This is a genomic window from Streptomyces sp. NPDC045431 (genome assembly GCF_040646655.1).
Taxonomy (GTDB): Bacteria; Actinomycetota; Actinomycetes; order Streptomycetales; family Streptomycetaceae; genus Streptomyces.
The window spans coordinates 1-16,435 of sequence record NZ_JBEZAQ010000027.1; the positions used below are offsets into that span (position 1 = coordinate 1).

General features: G+C 73.2%; 16 protein-coding genes. 3 read left to right on the plus strand and 13 right to left on the minus strand.

Translation table 11 applies throughout. The features are described 5' to 3' along the window. Positions 1-144: 144 nt before the first annotated feature. The 4 genes from fxsA to AB0A69_RS31660 all read right to left on the minus strand — a co-directional run bounded on the left by fxsA (position 145) and on the right by AB0A69_RS31660 (position 4,381). Positions 145-726 carry an FxsA family membrane protein gene (fxsA, locus tag AB0A69_RS31645; protein WP_361429165.1) on the minus strand — a complete coding sequence of 194 codons (582 nt, stop codon included), beginning with the start codon at positions 724-726 and terminating at the stop codon, positions 145-147. Positions 727-793: 67 nt separating this feature from the next. Then, the gene (locus tag AB0A69_RS31650; protein WP_361429167.1) at positions 794-1,588 is read right to left on the minus strand and encodes a polyprenol monophosphomannose synthase; all 795 of its coding nucleotides are present in this window, start codon (positions 1,586-1,588) and stop codon (positions 794-796) included. Positions 1,589-2,091: 503 nt separating this feature from the next. Then, a complete protein-coding gene (locus AB0A69_RS31655) occupies positions 2,092-3,708 on the minus strand; it encodes an amidohydrolase (protein WP_361429169.1) in 1,617 nt (538 codons plus the stop codon). Positions 3,709-3,940: 232 nt separating this feature from the next. Beyond that, a complete protein-coding gene (locus AB0A69_RS31660; protein WP_236239047.1) occupies positions 3,941-4,381 on the minus strand; it encodes an Lrp/AsnC family transcriptional regulator in 441 nt (146 codons plus the stop codon). 204 nt (positions 4,382-4,585) lie between these two features. Here AB0A69_RS31660 and AB0A69_RS31665 point away from each other — a divergent pair, with 204 nt between their 5' ends. Then, entirely contained in the window at positions 4,586-4,987 is a 402-nt protein-coding gene (locus tag AB0A69_RS31665) for a hypothetical protein (RefSeq protein WP_361429172.1), read from the plus strand. A 98-nt stretch (positions 4,988-5,085) separates the two neighbouring features. Here the strand turns inward: AB0A69_RS31665 and AB0A69_RS31670 are convergent, their stop codons facing one another. The 3 genes from AB0A69_RS31670 to AB0A69_RS31680 all read right to left on the minus strand — a co-directional run bounded on the left by AB0A69_RS31670 (position 5,086) and on the right by AB0A69_RS31680 (position 8,145). Beyond that, a complete protein-coding gene (locus AB0A69_RS31670; RefSeq protein WP_361429174.1) occupies positions 5,086-6,258 on the minus strand; it encodes an acyl-CoA dehydrogenase family protein in 1,173 nt (390 codons plus the stop codon). A 195-nt stretch (positions 6,259-6,453) separates the two neighbouring features. Then, positions 6,454-6,594, minus strand: coding sequence for an SCO1431 family membrane protein (locus AB0A69_RS31675; RefSeq protein ID WP_361429176.1), 141 nt, complete (start codon positions 6,592-6,594; stop codon positions 6,454-6,456). A gap of 138 nt (positions 6,595-6,732) precedes the next feature. Further along, on the minus strand, positions 6,733-8,145 hold the full coding sequence (locus AB0A69_RS31680; protein ID WP_361429178.1) for a peptidase C39 family protein: 1,413 nt from the start codon (positions 8,143-8,145) through the stop codon (positions 6,733-6,735). Between the two features lie 241 nt (positions 8,146-8,386). Between AB0A69_RS31680 and AB0A69_RS31685 the strand changes: the two genes are divergently transcribed. Next, positions 8,387-9,016 (plus strand): hypothetical protein, encoded by a 630-nt coding sequence (locus tag AB0A69_RS31685; protein WP_361429180.1) that lies wholly within the window; start codon positions 8,387-8,389, stop codon positions 9,014-9,016. A 449-nt stretch (positions 9,017-9,465) separates the two neighbouring features. Beyond that, positions 9,466-11,436 carry an AAA family ATPase gene (locus AB0A69_RS31690; RefSeq protein ID WP_361429182.1) on the plus strand — a complete coding sequence of 657 codons (1,971 nt, stop codon included), beginning with the start codon at positions 9,466-9,468 and terminating at the stop codon, positions 11,434-11,436. Between the two features lie 51 nt (positions 11,437-11,487). On the opposite strand, the gene AB0A69_RS31695 is transcribed toward AB0A69_RS31690, so the two are convergent. From AB0A69_RS31695 to ribH, 6 genes are all read right to left on the minus strand, one after another. Continuing rightward, a complete protein-coding gene (locus AB0A69_RS31695; protein WP_361429184.1) occupies positions 11,488-12,642 on the minus strand; it encodes a hemolysin family protein in 1,155 nt (384 codons plus the stop codon). Next, complete coding sequence (locus AB0A69_RS31700) at positions 12,639-13,979, minus strand: hemolysin family protein (RefSeq protein ID WP_361429186.1); 1,341 nt, start codon at positions 13,977-13,979, stop codon at positions 12,639-12,641. Before AB0A69_RS31700 ends, AB0A69_RS31695 begins: the two co-directional genes overlap by 4 nt. Positions 13,980-14,227: 248 nt before the next feature. After that, a complete protein-coding gene (locus AB0A69_RS31705; protein WP_361429188.1) occupies positions 14,228-14,677 on the minus strand; it encodes a PH domain-containing protein in 450 nt (149 codons plus the stop codon). 20 nt (positions 14,678-14,697) lie between these two features. After that, positions 14,698-15,546 (minus strand): ATP phosphoribosyltransferase, encoded by an 849-nt coding sequence (hisG, locus tag AB0A69_RS31710; RefSeq protein WP_361429190.1) that lies wholly within the window; start codon positions 15,544-15,546, stop codon positions 14,698-14,700. A gap of 70 nt (positions 15,547-15,616) precedes the next feature. Then, the gene (locus AB0A69_RS31715; protein WP_355367284.1) at positions 15,617-15,889 is read right to left on the minus strand and encodes a phosphoribosyl-ATP diphosphatase; all 273 of its coding nucleotides are present in this window, start codon (positions 15,887-15,889) and stop codon (positions 15,617-15,619) included. A 35-nt stretch (positions 15,890-15,924) separates the two neighbouring features. Then, entirely contained in the window at positions 15,925-16,410 is a 486-nt protein-coding gene (ribH, locus tag AB0A69_RS31720; protein ID WP_361429192.1) for a 6,7-dimethyl-8-ribityllumazine synthase, read from the minus strand. Positions 16,411-16,435: the final 25 nt, after the last annotated feature.

The window sequence follows — 16,435 nt, forward strand, 5'->3', positions numbered from 1 at the left end:
GTACGTACGAGACGATCCTCACGCAGTACTGGAAGGGCTTCGGCACGCTGCCGGCGGGCAAGCTCTTCAACTACACCGAGCGTGTACCGCCGCCCCGCGGCTCTTGGCGTCATGGAGCCCTGTACGGGCCCCGTACAGGGACGGTCAGGGCGTCAGCGGCGGGCGGGGGCCCTCGTCGCCCTGCGGGCCGGGCCGCCGCCCCGCGGCGTCGGGGCGGATGACCTCGCCCTGTACGACCTTGCCGTCCGGGCGGTGCATACGGGCCTGCTGGAAGGCGTCCCCCAGGGAGCCGGGCACCATGGCGCGCATCCGCCGGTCCAGCGCCCGGTCGGCGTAGCGCCCCGCCATCGCGCGGACCGGCGGCAGCAGCAGGAGCAGGCCGGCCACGTCCGACAGGAGCCCCGGCAGCATCAGCAGCAGCCCGCCGAGCATCAGGAAGCCGTTTCCGGTACTCCCCCGGTCCGGGTCGGGCGCCACGCCCGCCTGCTGCTGCTGGAGCGTCTCGGTGAGCGTCCGGAAGGCCCGTCGCCCGGCCCGCTTGATCACCGCGGCGCCGAGGAGCCCGGCGCCGGCCAGCAGGGCGAAGACGGTGAGCCCTCCCGCAGCTCCGCCCACGAGGGTCAGCAGCCAGATCTCCACCACCAGCCAGGCGGCGAGGGCGAGCGGAGCGAGCGTGCGGGCGCGGGAGCGCTTACGGGTGGCAGGAGGCGGTGAGCCGGTCATCATTCCCCCAGTGTGCCCAAGACCGCGCCAGCGTGGCGTAAAGGGGTGATCAGGAAGGGCAGGGCGGGACTCAGGGGCGCTTGCGGCCGATGACGCGGTCGGCGCGGGAGCCGATGCCCCACGCGGTGACGCGCCACAGCGCCTCGACGACGATGTCCCGGCTCATCTTGGAGTCGCCGTGCTCGCGCTCCACGAAGGTGATCGGGACCTCGACGACGTGGTACCCGGCGGCGACGGCGCGGCGCGCGAGGTCGACCTGGAAGCAGTAGCCCTGGGAGGCCACGTCGTCGAGGCCGAGGCCCTCCAGGGTCTCCTTGCGGAAGGCCCGGAAGCCGCCGGTGACGTCGCGGATGGGGACGTCCAGCAGGAGCCGCGAGTAGGTGCTGCCGCCGCGGGAGAGGAACTCGCGCGACTTGGGCCAGTTGACCACCCGGCCGCCGGGGACCCAGCGGGAGCCCAGCACCAGGTCGGCGCCCTTGAGGGCGGTCAGCAGGCGCGGCAGCTCCTCGGGCTGGTGGGAGCCGTCGGCGTCCATCTCGACGAGCACGCCGTAGCCCTGCTCGATGCCCCACCGGAACCCCGCCAGATAGGCCGCGCCGAGCCCTTCCTTGCCCTTGCGGTGCAGGACGTGGACGTGGTCGTCCTCGGCGGCCAGTTCGTCGGCGAGCTTGCCGGTGCCGTCCGGGCTGTTGTCGTCGGCGACCAGGACATGGGCGTCGGGTACGGCGGACCGGACCCTGGTCACGATCGGCTTGATGTTCTCGGCCTCGTTGTAGGTGGGGATGATCACCAGGGCCTTGCCGAGCGGACCGTATCGCCTCTGACCGGTCTGGCCACTCTGGCGACTCTGACCACCGTCGTTCACTGCTGCCCCTTACGTCCGTACGCTGGGCTCCACCATAGCGACCGGCGGCGGCGCAGGGGTCCGCGGACCGGGGCCCGGCGTCCTTCGGGCCGACCTGGGGCCCGCTGGCTGCGGGTCGACCGAGAGCCGTTGTCTACTGAACGTCCGGGCCCCACCCGGGTCGCACCCTCCCCCGCGCTCCCTGGGGAGCGGGGGACCACGACCGGAAGAACCTTCCCTCGTCCCCCGAGGCGCGGACGCTGGACCTGGCTGCCGACGGTGGTGCGCCGGTGCGGCGCACCACCCGTGACCCAGCGGCGTTCGACGATGGCGGGGAGGCCGGCCGGTCGGGCGTCGGTCGGACGCCCTGTGGTGGACCCGGCCGAACCTACCGGCCGTCGACCGTCGGCTGTCAACACCCCCGGGACCTGCGGCTCTTGACCGTAAGGCCAGGTCAGCGACGAAGATCCGCAGGTCGCGGAGGACCCTCGCCGGGTGCGGCGGGTGTACGAAATGTCCCTATCTCACTCGTTCGGTCGCACGAAGACGGTCCGCCCCGCGACGACCGTGCGCAGGCAGACCGGGAGCTCCACCCCCGGCGTGAGGTCGGGCAGGCCCGGCGTCCCGGAGCGCGGGTCGGTGGACCAGCGGGCGACCCGGTCGTCGGGCGCCTGGACGACCAGGTCGCCGGTGCGCCAGACCGCGTAGTCGGCGGGGGCGCCGGGAACGAGCACGCCGGCGTCGTCCCGGCCGATCGCCCGCCACCCGCCGCGCGTGTGGGCGGTGAAGGCGGCCCGCACCGAGATCCGGTGCTCGGGCGTGCGGTGGAAGGCGGCGGCGCGGACGGTGCCCCACGGGTCGAGCGGGGTCACCGGGCTGTCGGACCCGAAGGCGAGGGGCACTCCGGCGCGCAGGAGGGCGGCGTACGGGTTGAGGGTGCGGGCCCGCTCGGCGCCGAGGCGCTGGGCGTACATGCCGTCCTCGCCGCCCCAGGCCGCGTCGAACGCGGGCTGCACGGAGGCGGTGAGGCCCAGCTCGGCGAAGGCGGCGATGGTCTCGGGGGTGAGCATCTCGGCGTGCTCGACGCGGTGGCGGGCGGCGCGCACGCGGGCCAGGCCGAGGTTCTCGGCGGCCGCCCGGACGCCCTCGACGACCGCGCCGACGGCGGCGTCCCCGATGGCGTGGAAACCCGCCTGGAGGCCCGCCTCGGTGCAGGCGGTGACATGGGCGGCGACGGCGGCCGCGTCCAGGTGCGCCGTACCGGTGTGGTCCGCGTCAGTGTCGACGTATCGCTCGTGCAGCCAGGCGGTGTGGGAACCCAGGGAGCCGTCCACGAAGAGGTCCCCGGCCGCGCCGAGGGCGCCGAGGGCCTGCGCCCGCTTCACGTCGGTGTCGGCCCAGTAGCCCACGACGCGGGGCCCGGGCTCGTCGGCGGCGAGGGCCAGCAGGGCGGTGAAGTCGTCCTCGCTGGAGATCTCCGGGCCGCCGCACTCGTGGAGGGTTCCGATGCCGAGCGAGGCGGCCCGGCGCAGCGCGGCGCGCTGCGCCTCGGCGCGCTGGCCGGGCGTGACGGCGGCGTACGCGGCCGCGCGTACCGCGTGGTGGGCGGCGGCGGTGAGCGGCCGCTCGGGGTGGTAGCCGGTCAGGCCGGTGACGCCGGGCACCAGGTCGAACAGGGCGCTGGTGACGACCGCCGAGTGGATGTCGACCCGCGGCAGGTAGAGCGGGCGCCCTCCGGTGGCCGCGTCGAGCTCCGTACGGGACGGGGGGCGCTGCTCGGGCCAGCGCGAGGCGTCCCAGCCGTGCCCGAGCAGGACCCGGTCGCCGGGGCGCGCGGCGCTGTACGCCCGTACGAGGTCCAGGGCCTCGGCCAGGGTGCGGGCGCCGGACAGGTCGAGGCCGGTGAGGGCGAGCCCGGTGCCCGTGGTGTGCACGTGGGCGTCGGTGAAGGCGGGGGTCACCAGGGCACCCTCGAGGTCGATCACCTCGTCCACTCCGGAGGCGAAGGCGTCCGCCGCCCCTTCCGAGCCCACCCACGCGACGTGGCCGCGTTCCACGACCATCGCGGTGGCGAAGGGGTCGGCGGGGCTGTGGACGTCTCCACCGCGCAGGAGCACGGTGCGGTGTTCGCTCTCGGTCATGGTGACCAGCCTAGGGAGTGTCCGCAAAGTAACGTCGTCCGCCCTTAAGGGCGGGCCTGGCGGCGTCTGGTGCGTGCGATCGCAAGGCGGAGGAAAGAGCCACTGCGGAGCATCGGCGACTGACGACAACGCGGCTGGGGGCACCCCCAGGCGCAGCTCTGGGGGAGTGCGTGCCAGACGTCGCCAGGCAGACGGGACTTTGCGGACACGACCTAGGACCCCGGGGGCCGGGTCAGACGCGCGGTGGCCGGGCCTCGTACGGGGTGGACAGGACCACCGTCGTACGGGTGGAGACGCCCGACTGCGAGCGGATCCGGGTGAGGAGGTGCTCCAGCTCCAGCGGGGTCGCCACGCGCACCTTCAGGATGTAGTTCTCGTCGCCGGCGACGCTGTGGCAGGCCTCGATCTCGGGGATGTCGGCGAGCCGGTCCGCGATGTCGTCGGGGGCGCTGGGGTCGAACGGTTTCACCGAGATGAACGCCGTCAGCGGCAGGCCGACCGCTTCGGGGTCGACGACCGCGGCGTAGCCGCGGATGACTCCGCGCTGCTCGAGGCGGCGGACGCGCTGATGCACCGCCGACGTGGACAGGCCGGTGGCCTTGCCCAGGTCGGTGTAGCTCATGCGCCCGTCCTTGACGAGCAACTCGACGATCTGACGATCCAGCTCCTCCATGCGGTCAACCTATTGCCCCGGGTGCCCTACGGCCCAGTCGGGAGCACGCTGGAGGGGCACCTGCGAGCGGCATGTGACCAACACCACAGGTTTGGGGCCCCTGTCCTCCGTAACCGGATGGTTATTCGGTGGACCGGAAGGGAATTGCTTGCTGTGGTCGAGGTCGCATGAGCCTGGTCGGCCCACCCGAGGGGGAGATTCTCCATGCAGGAGCCTGTTGATTCGGTCGAGACGGACGAGCTCGACCTCTACGACACTTATGAAATGGTCCGGGTCATCTGCCCGGACTGCACCCAGCCCATCGCGCTGCTGGCGGACGAGGACGTGCTGCCCGAGCACGCGCTGTGCCCCACACCGTGGAACCCGTTCGTCCTGTCGGTGTGCTCCGGCACGGGACGGCCGGCCTCGGAGGCGCGTCCCGCCGACGAGTCGCTGGACCTCCAGGAGCAGGACACCGCACTGCTGTTGACGCTCCCTCAGGGGCTCGACTGGCGGACGCAGCCCTTCTCGCACGTGGGCGGCCCCGGCTCGCGTCCGATCAAGGTGCCGCGCCGGACGGAGGCGCCCGAGGCGTCCCGGGTGCCGCGGATGCGGCGGGCGGCCTGAGGCACTCCCGGACCGTGGCGAGCGGCGTCGCCCGGCCCCGCACCGGCGTGGTGCGGGACCGGGCGAACTGCTGAGCCGGGGTCCGGGGGCGGGTGCCCTCAGCGGGACTCGGGGCCCAGGAGGTGGCGGGCGACGACCATGCGCTGGACCTGGTTGGTGCCCTCCACGATCTGGAGCACCTTCGCCTCGCGCATGTAGCGCTCCACCGGGAAGTCCGCGGTGTAGCCGTAGCCGCCGAGCACCTGGACCGCGTCCGTGGTGACGCGCATCGCCGCGTCCGTGCAGAACAGCTTCGCCATCGCGGCCTCGCGCGAGAAGGGACGGCCCGCGTCCCGCAGCCGGGCCGCGGCGAGGTACAGGGCGCGGCCCGCCTCGATCTGGGTGGCCATGTCCGCGAGCAGGAACCGCAGGCCCTGGAAGTCCGCGATGGGGTGGCCGAACTGCTGCCGCTGCGTGGCGTACGCGGCGGCCTCGTCCAGCGCCGCCTGGGCGACGCCGACGGCGCAGGCCGCGATGCCGAGGCGGCCGGAGTCCAGGGCGGACAGGGCGATGGCGAAACCCTGGCCCTCGTCGCCGATGCGGCGCGCGTCCGGGACGCGCACGCCGTCGAAGTGGAGCTGGGCGGTGGGCGAGCCCTTCATGCCCATCTTCTTCTCGGGGGCCGCGGCGGTGAGGCCCTCGGCGTCGCCGGGCACCAGGAAAGCGGTGATGCCGCGCGCGCCCTCGCCGCCCGTGCGGGCCATGACCGTGTAGAAGTCGGCGATGCCGCCGTGGGTGATCCAGGCCTTGGTGCCGTCGATGACCCAGTCGTCGCCGTCCCGGACGGCCCGGGTGCACAGGGAGGCCGCGTCGGAGCCGGAGGACGGCTCCGAGAGGCAGTACGCGCCCAGCAGGCCGCCGCCGAGCATGGCGGGCAGGTGCTCGGTCCGCTGCTCCTTGGTGCCGTACGCCGCCAGGCCGTGGCAGGAGAGCGAGTGGACGCTGACGCCGAGGCCGACGGTGAGGCGGGCGGCGGCGAGCTCTTCGAGGACCTGGAGGTAGACCTCGTACGGCTGGTCACCGCCGCCGAAGTCGGAGCCGTACGGCAGGCCCAGCAGGCCGGCTTCGGAGAGCAGGGTGAAGATCTCCCGGGGGAAGCGGCCGGCGTCCTCCTCCTCGGCCGCGCGGGGAGCGATCTCCCGCTGCGCGATGTCGCGTACCAGGGCGATCAGATCCCTGGACTCCTCGGTGGGCAGCTGACGTTCCACCGGCTGCGGGGCGCGGTCGGACATTGCGGCGCTCTCCTCCCTGTCGGGCGCTACGGCGGGCGCACGCGACTAGGGTGGGCGGCGCCGCCGATCTCACTGCCTCGCCGATGCTGCCCTCCCGGATCACGGAAATGAGCTGGCCAGCGGCTGTGGCGCGTTGAGTATGCCCGATCAGCGGCGTCCCGTCACGGGGTCACCGGCGGGGCCCGCAGGCGGGGCTCAGAAGAGGCCGACGCGGGTGACGAGCATGGCGAACACGACGACGAGGACCCAGCCCAGGATCTGCTCCAGCAGCTCGGGGCCGTCGTCCTTCGGACCTCCGGTACGGACGCGGGGGGCGGCAGCGGCGGCAGCGGTCATGTAGGTCTCCGGGCGGTGTGCGGGGTGGGGTGGCCGTGGACGTCCCCCACGGCACCCATCCACAGTGCCAGCGCGGACGGCCCCCGGGGTAGAGACGTTCATCACGCCCCGGGGCCGTCCGGTGTCGCCGGGTGCCGCTCAGCGGAGGCCGACCGCCGCCAACGCCCTGCGCTGCGCGGCTGTGGGGTGGGCGGGCCAGTACAGGTAGCAGACGCCCCCTGTGCCGGACACCACTTTCCCGGAGGCGTTGTGGCGCTTGGTCCGCAGCCAGATGTTCTCCCACTCCCGGCGCCGGTAGACGCGGCGTACGGCTTCGTTCGAGGGGGACGCGGGGTCGTTGGCGATCACGTCACCGCCGTCCGTGAAGCCGATGACCGTCATCAGGTGCCCGGCCGTGCCGTAACCCGCGCCGGTCAGCTCCTCCTTGAGGAAGGACTGCGAGGTGATGGCCGGGATGCCGGCGCGGATCAGGGTCTCCAGCTCGGTCAGCGACCGCAGCCGCGTGACCACCGCGTTCATGTCGGCGTACGTGGCGGCGTAGGCGGCGTTGAAGGGCCAGTTGCCGCAGCCGTCGTACTGGTGGTCGTAGGTCTGGCGGGCGGCGTGGCAGACCTGCGGGTCCGCGAAGGCGGGGTTCACCCAAGCGAGCTCCGCCGCCGTGGGCCGGCGGCCCCAGTACTCGATGACCATCTGCGAGGAGGTGGGGCTGCACCAGGCCTCGCCGCCACCCCCGTACTCCGGGTACTGCCCGATGTGCGTGTGCTGGGAGTAGCGCGGCACCACGAGCTCCCGGGCGGGGCCCGGCGCCGAGGCCGGGACGGTGAAACGGTCCGGGACGTCCGAGGCCATCGCGCCGAGCCGCCACACCGTGGGCGTCAGTCCGCTGCCCGGCCGGCGGTGGAGGGTGAGCCGCAGCCGGTACGAGACCAGGCGCACGCCGCTCGACGCGTCCTCGACGGCGACGGTGTCGGTCCACACGGCGCTCCGGCCGTCGTTCTGCCCGTCGACCGAGGTGCGGCGGATGTCCGTGTCACCCGCGGCCCAGCGGCCCAGCACGTACCAGGGTGTCTCGGTGCCGTCCGCGTACCGGCCGCGCAGCTCCACGGCGATCCAGGTGCCGGGCGGGGTGTCGGCGTTCCAGGAGGCGATGAGCTCGGTGGCCGGGACGGTGGGGGTGTGGCGGGGCGAGGTCCAGGTGGCGTACTCCCACGCGGCCGTGCGGCCGGTGTGCGGGTCGGTGTAGTCGGTGCGCCCGGCCGGGGCGTCGATCACCAGGCCGGGGCGGCGCGTCGCGACGGGCCGGGTGCCGGCGTGGTCGCCGGAGCGCCAGTCGGTGTACGAGGTCCAGAAGCGGTTGTCGACGAGGCCGGCGGCCGTCGGAGCCGGGGCGGCCGGGGAGCCTGAGGCGGCTGAGGCGGACGCCGGGGCGACGGACGCCGCCGCGGAGCCCGCGGCGGCGAGGGCGGCGGCCAGCACGGTTCTGCGCGCCGCGCCCGCCGGACCGGATGACGGCGTGGCGGGCGGTGTGGAGGGTGGCGTGGAGCTGGTCATGGCGGTGACCCCCAGTCGGGATGTACGGACAGCTGTACGGATGGGGCGACAAGTGCACGACAGTGCGCCCACTATCCCGGCTGCGGGGCCGGATCCACCAGCAACAGCGCCGACGAAGCGGCCGACCGGCCCCGTGCGGGGGTGTGCGCCGCGCTCGGCGCGGGCGCGGCGCTCGGCGCGGGCGCGGCGCTCGGCGCGGGCATCGCGCTCGGCTTCGTGCGGGGCTTTGTAGGGTGGCCGCATGGACCAGCCGCGCCCCCTCGACCTCCGCCGCCTGGCCGGCGAGCTGCGCGGGCTGCCGCCCTCCTGCGGGCCGGTGCGTCTCGTGGCGGTCGACGGCCACGCCGGCTCGGGCAAGTCCACGTTCGCGGACCGGCTCGCGGCGGCCCTCGGCGGCGCCCCGGTGCTCCATCTCGACGACATCGCCAGCCACGACGAACTGTTCGCGTGGACGGACCGCTTCCGGGCCCGGGTACTCGATCCGCTGAACCGCGGCGAGGTGGCGCGCTTTCACTCGTACGACTGGATTGCGCGCCGCTTCGCCGGTCCGGTCCGGGAGCTGCCGCCCGCGCCCGTCGTCGTGATCGAGGGCGTCGGCGCCGGTCGTCGCGCGCTGCGTCCCCATCTGGCGCGGCTGCTCTGGATGGACCGTGGGGCCGCCGCGTCCTGGGCGAGGGGCCGCCACCGGGACGGACCGGCGCAGTCCGCGTTCTGGGACGGATGGACAGTGGCGGAGACACGCCATTTCGAAGCGGACCCGTCCCGTCCCTACGCCGACACCCTGGTACGGGAGTGTCCAGAGGGATACGAGTGGCTGCCAGGGGCTGTCGAGGCAGCCGGTCAGAACCAAATCGTCACGCAACGTGACTGACTTTTGCCACCGTACCGAACAGTCGGAATTCGGCCTCCGAGAGTGCCTCAACTTCGCTTGACCGACGGGGCGTACAGGTCTTACGTTCTCAATGTGCGGCTTTCCGGAGCCGCCGCAGACGCGAAGCCCCCGGTTGTTCCCCCGTGATCGGGGGCTTCGTTCTGCCCTCCACCCCTCTCCCCCAGCGCCGCGCGCCCGCCGACGCTCACCGTCGGTCACCGTGGTCCGCGGGCGTCCGAAGCCGTTCGAATCCGTCCCCGGGCCCCCTTCGCGCCCTTCGTCGCACACGCAGTGCGCAGGTACGATGCCTCTCGGTACACCTCGGTGCACCTCGGTGCGGCAGATCCCGTTCGGCAGATCCCGTTCACAAGAGGGCGATTGGGCAGGCTTCCGGCGGGCGGCGACGCCCGGCGGGAGGAGGTACGAGGGCACGGTTTGTGGGGGACCCGATGGACTTCGGCACGCAGGGCGGCGCTCACGCCCCGGCCGACCTCGCCTGGCTGCGCGGCGTGGACGCCTACACCATGGGCGCGTATCCGCAGGCGGAGGAGGAGTTCCGCACCGCGGTGCGGATCGATCCCGGCATGGCCGACGGCTGGCTCGGGCTGCACGCGCTGCGGGTCGACACGACCACGGCGCTGCTGCGCATGTACCGGAACCGGGAACGCTTCGGCGAGCAGCGCGCCCGCCACCGCCGCAAGCTCAACTCCTGGTACTGGCTGGGCTGGTGGGTACAGCCAGTGCTGGAGAGCCCGCGCGACCTGCTGCTCGCGCACGCCTCGCACTGGCTGGACGGCCGCCACGTGCCGGAGCTGGACCGGGCGCTGGCGGGGCTGCCGCCCGTCGACACCGACCCGCAGGTGCGGTTCCTGCACGCCTGCCGGACCTACCTGGTCAAGGACTGGGACCAGCTCGTGCGCCACACCGAGCCGCTCGTCGACGACCCGCTGCTCGGCATCGAGGCCGGACTGTTCGGCGGCATGGCCCGGGTCAGACTGGAGATGTACGGGCAGGCCGAGCCGATGCTGTCCGCCGCGCTGATGCGCTGCCGCAGCGAGCAGCCGCAGCGCAAGGAGCTGCGCTACTGGCTGGCGCGGGCCCACGAGGGCACGGGGCGCACCGCCGCCGCGCTGCCCCTCTACCGGGCCGTGCACCGGGTGGACCCGGCGTTCATGGACACCGCCGCCCGGCTGGCCGCCATCGCCGAGTACGACGGGTTCGACGGCTCGGACGAAGCGGCGGCCGCGGCGGCCGGTCTCGCGGCGGTGTCCCTGGCCGGCGCGGGGGCCGGGGCCGGGCAGGACGGCGTCTTCGACGGCCGGGACTCCGGGGATCCGTCCGAGGGCGGTGGCGTGGACGCGCCGCCGCCTCAGGCACCGCAGTCACCTCAGGCGCCCGCGGCCCCTCCCCCGCAGCCCCCGCCGCCGCGGAGCGGATCGGTACCGGTACCGCCCGTCCACGGCGTACGGGAGAAGGCGGCGGGACCCGGCCGGCCGAAGTCGCCGCCGTTCCCGGCGAGCCCGACCGATCCGGCGCTGCTCGCCGAGGCGCTCGCCGAGCTGGAGCGGATGGTGGGCCTGGAGCCGGTGAAGCGGCAGGTGAAGGCGCTTTCGGCGCAGTTGGAGATGGCCAGGCTGCGCGCGGCGCAGGGGCTTCCGGTCCAGCCGCCGAAACGTCACTTTGTCTTCTCGGGCCCCTCGGGCACCGGGAAGACCACCGTGGCCCGGATCCTCGGCCGCGTCTTCTACGCACTGGGGCTGCTCGGCGGCGACCATCTGGTGGAGGCGCAACGCGCGGACCTGGTGGGTGAGTTCCTGGGCCAGACGGCGGTGAAGGCCAACGAGCTGATCGACTCCGCGCTCGGCGGGGTGCTCTTCGTCGACGAGGCGTACGCGCTCTCCAACTCCGGCTACAGCAAGGGCGACGCGTACGGCGACGAAGCCCTCCAGGTGCTGCTCAAGCGCGCCGAGGACAACCGCGACCACCTGGTGGTGATCCTGGCCGGCTACCCCGAGGGCATGGACCGGCTCCTCGCCACCAACCCGGGCTTGTCGTCCCGGTTCACGACGCGGGTGGACTTCCCGTCGTACCGGCCGCTCGAACTGACCGCGATCGGCGAGGTGCTGGCCGCGGCGAACGACGACGTGTGGGACGAGGAGGCGCTGGAGGAGCTGCGCTCGATCAGCGCGCACGTGGTGGAGCAGGGCTGGATCGACGAGCTGGGCAACGGCCGGTTCCTGCGCACGCTGTACGAGAAGTCGTGCGCGTACCGCGACCTGCGGTTGTCGGGTTACAGCCGGATGCCGAGCCGTGAGGACCTGTCCACGCTGCGGCTGCCGGACCTGATGCAGGCGTACGGCGAGGTGCTGTCGGGCCGCGGTCCGGTGGACCGCGGCCCGCAGGAGCCGCCGGGTTACTGAGCCGGGCCACCGGGCTCGGCCGCCGGACCCGGCTACCGAGCCCGGACCCGGCTACTGGGCGGCGAGCACGCCTTCCGGAGCGGCCGGGCGCGGCCCGATGGCGTCGGACCCGGCGGCCTCCGGCGCCACAGCCGCGGGCGCGGGGGCCGGGGCGGGAGCGGGAGCGGGAGCGGGCGTGCGGTGCGCCGGGTCGCGTACCTCACCGACCAGCATCTCCAGCACGTCCTCCATCGCCACCAGCCCGAGGACCCGCCCGGACGCGTCCGCGACCTGCGCGAGGTGCGTGGCCGCGCGGCGCATCACGGTGAGTGCGTCGTCGAGCGGCAGCTCGGCCCGCAGCGTAGCCATCGGCCGCCAGACGCGCTGCGGTACGGCCTTGTCGGCGTCCTCCAGGTCCAGCACGTCCTTGACGTGCACGAACCCCATGAACACCCCGCCGCCGCCCTCCGCGCGCACCGGGAAGCGGGAGTAGCCGGTCCGTACCGTCAACGCCTCGACCTGCGCCGGGGTGACCGACGGGGTGACCGTCACCAGGGACGTACGCGGGATGAGGACGTCGGAGACCGGGCGGCTGCCCAGCTCCAGCGCGTCCTCCAGCCGCTCCTGCTCGGCCGGGTCGAGCAGCCCGGCCTGGCCGGAGTCCTCGACGAGCCGCCCGAGCTCGGTGCTGGTGAAGACCGCCTCCACCTCGTCCTTCGGCTCGACGCCGAAGGCCTTCAGGACGAGCCGCGAGCACGCGCCCAGCGCCGCCGTCACCGGCCGGCACAGCCGGGCGAAGCCGACCAGGGCCGGGCTGAGCCACAGCGCGGTGCGCTCGGGCGCGGCCATCGCCAGGTTCTTCGGGAGCATCTCGCCGATGACGAGGTGGAGGAAGACGACAACGGCGAGCGCGATGACGTAACCGAGGGGATGGATCAGGCCCTCGGGCAGGTGCACGGCGTGGAACACCGGCTCCAGCAGATGGGCCACGGTCGGCTCGGCGACGGCGCCCAGGGTGAGCGAGCAGATGGTGATGCCGAACTGCGCGGCGGCCATCATCTGCGGCAGGTTCTCCAGGCCGTACAGGACCTGGCGGGCCCGCTTGGACGCGGCGGCGAGCGGTTCGATCTGGCTGCGGCGCACGGAGACGAGGGCGAACTCGGCGCCGACGAAGAAGCCGTTCGCGAGGACCAGCAGGCCCGCGAACAGGAGTTGGAGCACGCTCATCGGGCCGCCTCCACGGCGTGTGCCAGGTCGGCGGTGCGGACCAGGCGGACCCGCTCGGCGCGGTAGCGGTCGACCTGGCGCACGGCCAGGCGCCAGCCGGGCAGTTCGGCGCGGTCGCCGGGCGCCGGGATGCGGCCGAGCAGGTCGGCGACGAGCCCGGCGACGGTCTCGTACGGCCCGTCGGGGACGTCGAGGCCTATCCGCTTGAGGGTGTGGACGCGGCAGCTGCCGTCGGCCTCCCAGGCGGGGTGGCCGTCCTCGGCGGGGACGGGGACGAGCTCGGGCAGGTCGTCGCCCTCGGCGTCGTGCTCGTCGCGGACCTCGCCGACGAGCTCCTCGACGATGTCCTCCAGGGTGACGACCCCGGCCGTACCGCCGTACTCGTCCACGACGACGACTATCGGCTGCTCGTTGCGCAGCCGCTCCAGGAGCGCCTGGACGGGCAGCGTCTCGGGGACGAGCAGCGGCGGGAGGGCCACGTCGGCCACCGGGGTGCGCAGCCGCTGGGCGGCGGGCACGGCGAGCGCGTCCTTGAGGTGCACCATGCCGATGATCTCGTCGATGCGGTCCCGGTAGACCGGGAAGCGCGACAGGCCGGTGGCCCGGGTGAGGTTGAGGACGTCCGCGGCGGTGGCGTCGGACCGCAGGGCGCTGACCTTCACGCGCGGCGTCATCAGGTGCTGCGCGGTCAGCCCGCCCAGGGCGAGCGTCCGGACGAAGAGGTCGGCGGTGTCCTGTTCGAGGGCGCCGGCCCGCGCCGAGTGCCGGGCGAGCGAGACCAGCTCGCCGGGGGTGCGGGCGGAGGCGAGCTCCTCGGTGGGTTCGACGCCCATGAGCCGTACCAGCCGGTTGGCGACGGCGTTGAGCAGCGCGATGACCGGCCGGAACAGGGTCGAGAAGGCGTGCTGCGGGCCGGCGACGAACCGCGCGACCTGCAGCGGGCGGGAGACCGCCCAGTTCTTGGGTACGAGCTCGCCGATCACCATCTGGACGGCGGACGCGCCCAGCATGCCGATCACCACCGCGACACCGGAGACGGCCCCCTCGGGCAGCCCGGTCGCGGTGAGCGGCCCGTCGAGGAGCTGCGCGAGCGCGGGCTCGGCGAGCATGCCGACGACGAGTGAGGTGATGGTGATGCCGAGCTGGGTGCCGGAGAGCTGGAACGACAGCTCCCGCAGGGCTCGGACGACGGTACGGGCCCGCCGGTCGCCCTCGGCGGCGGCGCGCTCGGCGTCCGCCCGCTCCACCGTGACCAGGCCGAACTCGGCGGCCACGAAGAAGCCGTTGGCGAGGATCAGGAGGAATGCCGCGGCGAGCAGCAGAAGGGGGATGATCATGCCGCCGCCTCTTCGTGAGCGAAGGGGGCGGCGCAGGTACTACCGGACGATCCGTCCATTGCTGGAGGGAGTCACTCCTCGGGTCGCAGGTGCCCCGCCGGCGGAAAGGTGCTGCTGTCGCCGTATGCGCGAGGCGGTGGCGCACTCGGCGCCACCGCCACAAGAGTAATCACGCCAGGGCCGGGTGGGGCAGGGGGTTGGCGCCCGTACGGGGGACATACGCCCCGTCGGCGCCCGATTCGTCCACGTCAGCGCTCCGCTGACGTGCCCCGGCTCTCGACCAGGGCCCGCAGGGCACGCGCGTCGCGGATGGCCTGCTGCTTGCCGATGCCCGGCTGGATGCCGAGCGCGGGCATGCTGGTGCCGTCGCTGAGGTCGAGGAAGACCCAGGGGTCGCCCTCGCGGAGGTTCACACGCAGGATCTCCGCCCACTCCAGGCGGCGGGTGCGGGTGAGGTTGACGACGGTGACGCCGGCCTCGTCGGCGACGACCTTCGGGCGGCTCAGCAGCGCCAGGACGCCGAAGAACAGGGCCGCGACGAAGATGAAGCTCGCGCGCTCACCGGGGTTGAGCCGCTCCAGCATGAGGGCGACGGCCGTGATGACGGCGAACATCGCCGTGCCCACGGTCAGCAGCACCACTCGTGTACGGAGGGGCCGGAAGGTGACCGGGAGCACGGGGATCTGCGTGTCGGACATGGGGGCCGTTCTCGAAGGGCTCACAGGCGGCAGGCGTGGATCTCGGTGGTCAGGATCGCACGCGCGCCGAGGGCGTACAGGTCGTCCATGATGCGCTGCGCCTCCCGGGCGGGGACCATGGCGCGTACGGCGACCCAGCCCTCGTGGTGCAGGGGGGAGACGGTCGGCGACTCCAGGCCCGGGGTGAGGGCGACGGCCTGCTCCAGGTGCTCGACGCGGCAGTCGTAGTCCATCATCACGTAGCTGCGGGCCACCAGGACGCCCTGGAGGCGGCGCAGGAACTGCTGGACCTTCGGGTCGTCGGTGGGGGCGCCGGTGCGCCGGATGACGACCGCCTCGGACTTGAGGATCGGCTCGCCGATGACCTCCAGGCCCGCGTTGCGCAGCGAGGTGCCGGTCTCGACGACGTCCGCGATGACCTGGGCGACGCCGAGCTCGATGGCGGTCTCGACCGCGCCGTCGAGGTGGACGACGGAGGCGTCGATGCCCTGGTCGGCGAGGTGCTTGGCGACGATGCCCTCGTAGGAGGTGGCGATCGTCATGCCGCCGAAGTCGGCGGGGCCGCTCGCGGTGCCGGGCTTGGTGGCGTACCGGAAGGTGGAGCGGGCGAAGCCGAGCTGGAGGATCTCCTCGGCGTTGGCGCCGGAGTCGAGCAGCAGGTCGCGGCCGGTGATGCCGATGTCGAGCTTGCCGGAGCTGACGTAGATGGCGATGTCGCGGGGGCGGAGGTAGAAGAACTCGACCTCGTTCTCCGGGTCCACCATCACCAGCTCTTTGGACTCCTTGCGCTGCTGGTAGCCGGCCTCATGGAGCATCGCCGACGCAGGTCCGGACAGTGAACCCTTGTTGGGGACGGCGATGCGCAGCATGGGGTGGGCTTCCTAACTGTGAAAAGGAGGTTCTCGGTGGTTCTCGGTGAGGCTCGGTGCGGGGGGTCGATCAGAGGTGCGCGTAGACGTCGTCGAGTGAGATCCCGCGCGCGACCATCATCACCTGGACGTGGTACAGCAGCTGCGAGATCTCCTCGGCGGCGGCGTCCTTGCTCTCGTACTCGGCGGCCATCCAGACCTCGGCGGCCTCCTCGACGACCTTCTTGCCGATGGCATGGACGCCCTTGTCCACCAGCTCGGCGGTACGGGAGGTGGCGGGGTCGCCGGTCTTGGCCTTGAGCTCCAGCTCGGCGAAGAGCTCTTCGAAGGTTTTGTTCGCCATGATGGTCCTAAGAGTACGGGGTGGGCCCTGTCCACTCAGCGCCAGGGCTCACTGACCGTGCGCAGCGTGGCGGCGGTGGCGACGGCGGCGGTGACCGCCTCGTGGCCCTTGTCCTCGTTCGACCCCTCCAGGCCGGCGCGGTCGAGGGCCTGCTCCTCGGTGTCGCAGGTCAGGACGCCGAAGCCGACCGGGACGCCGGTGTCGACGGAGACCTGGACGAGCCCCTGGGTGACGCCTTGGCACACGTACTCGAAGTGGGGGGTGCCGCCGCGGATGACGACGCCGAGCGCGACGACCGCGTCGTAGCCGCGGCCGGCGAGGACCTTGGCGACGACCGGGAGCTCGAAGCTGCCGGGGACCCGGAGCAGGGTCGGCTCGTCGATGCCGAGCTCGTGCAGGGCGCGCAGGGCGCCGTTGACGAGGCCGTCCATGATCTTCTCGTGCCACTGGGCCGCGACGACGGCGACGCGGAGGTCGCCGCAGTTCTTCACGCTCAGTTCGGGTGCACCCTTGCCGCTCACGTGCGTACTCTCCTCGTGCTTCGTT

Coding starts and splice junctions, on each gene's coding strand:
- AB0A69_RS31695 (WP_361429184.1), bottom strand. CDS start 12,642: ATGAGCGTGCTCCAACTCCTGTTCGCGGGCCTGCTGGTCCTCGCGAAC.
- AB0A69_RS31670 (WP_361429174.1), bottom strand. CDS start 6,258: ATGTCCGACCGCGCCCCGCAGCCGGTGGAACGTCAGCTGCCCACCGAG.
- AB0A69_RS31680 (WP_361429178.1), bottom strand. CDS start 8,145: ATGACCAGCTCCACGCCACCCTCCACACCGCCCGCCACGCCGTCATCC.
- AB0A69_RS31715 (WP_355367284.1), bottom strand. CDS start 15,889: ATGGCGAACAAAACCTTCGAAGAGCTCTTCGCCGAGCTGGAGCTCAAG.
- AB0A69_RS31700 (WP_361429186.1), bottom strand. CDS start 13,979: ATGATCATCCCCCTTCTGCTGCTCGCCGCGGCATTCCTCCTGATCCTC.
- hisG (WP_361429190.1), bottom strand. CDS start 15,546: ATGCTGCGCATCGCCGTCCCCAACAAGGGTTCACTGTCCGGACCTGCG.
- fxsA (WP_361429165.1), bottom strand. CDS start 726: ATGATGACCGGCTCACCGCCTCCTGCCACCCGTAAGCGCTCCCGCGCC.
- AB0A69_RS31655 (WP_361429169.1), bottom strand. CDS start 3,708: ATGACCGAGAGCGAACACCGCACCGTGCTCCTGCGCGGTGGAGACGTC.
- AB0A69_RS31675 (WP_361429176.1), bottom strand. CDS start 6,594: ATGACCGCTGCCGCCGCTGCCGCCCCCCGCGTCCGTACCGGAGGTCCG.
- AB0A69_RS31705 (WP_361429188.1), bottom strand. CDS start 14,677: ATGTCCGACACGCAGATCCCCGTGCTCCCGGTCACCTTCCGGCCCCTC.
- AB0A69_RS31660 (WP_236239047.1), bottom strand. CDS start 4,381: ATGGAGGAGCTGGATCGTCAGATCGTCGAGTTGCTCGTCAAGGACGGG.
- AB0A69_RS31690 (WP_361429182.1), top strand. CDS start 9,466: ATGGACTTCGGCACGCAGGGCGGCGCTCACGCCCCGGCCGACCTCGCC.
- AB0A69_RS31665 (WP_361429172.1), top strand. CDS start 4,586: ATGCAGGAGCCTGTTGATTCGGTCGAGACGGACGAGCTCGACCTCTAC.
- AB0A69_RS31685 (WP_361429180.1), top strand. CDS start 8,387: ATGGACCAGCCGCGCCCCCTCGACCTCCGCCGCCTGGCCGGCGAGCTG.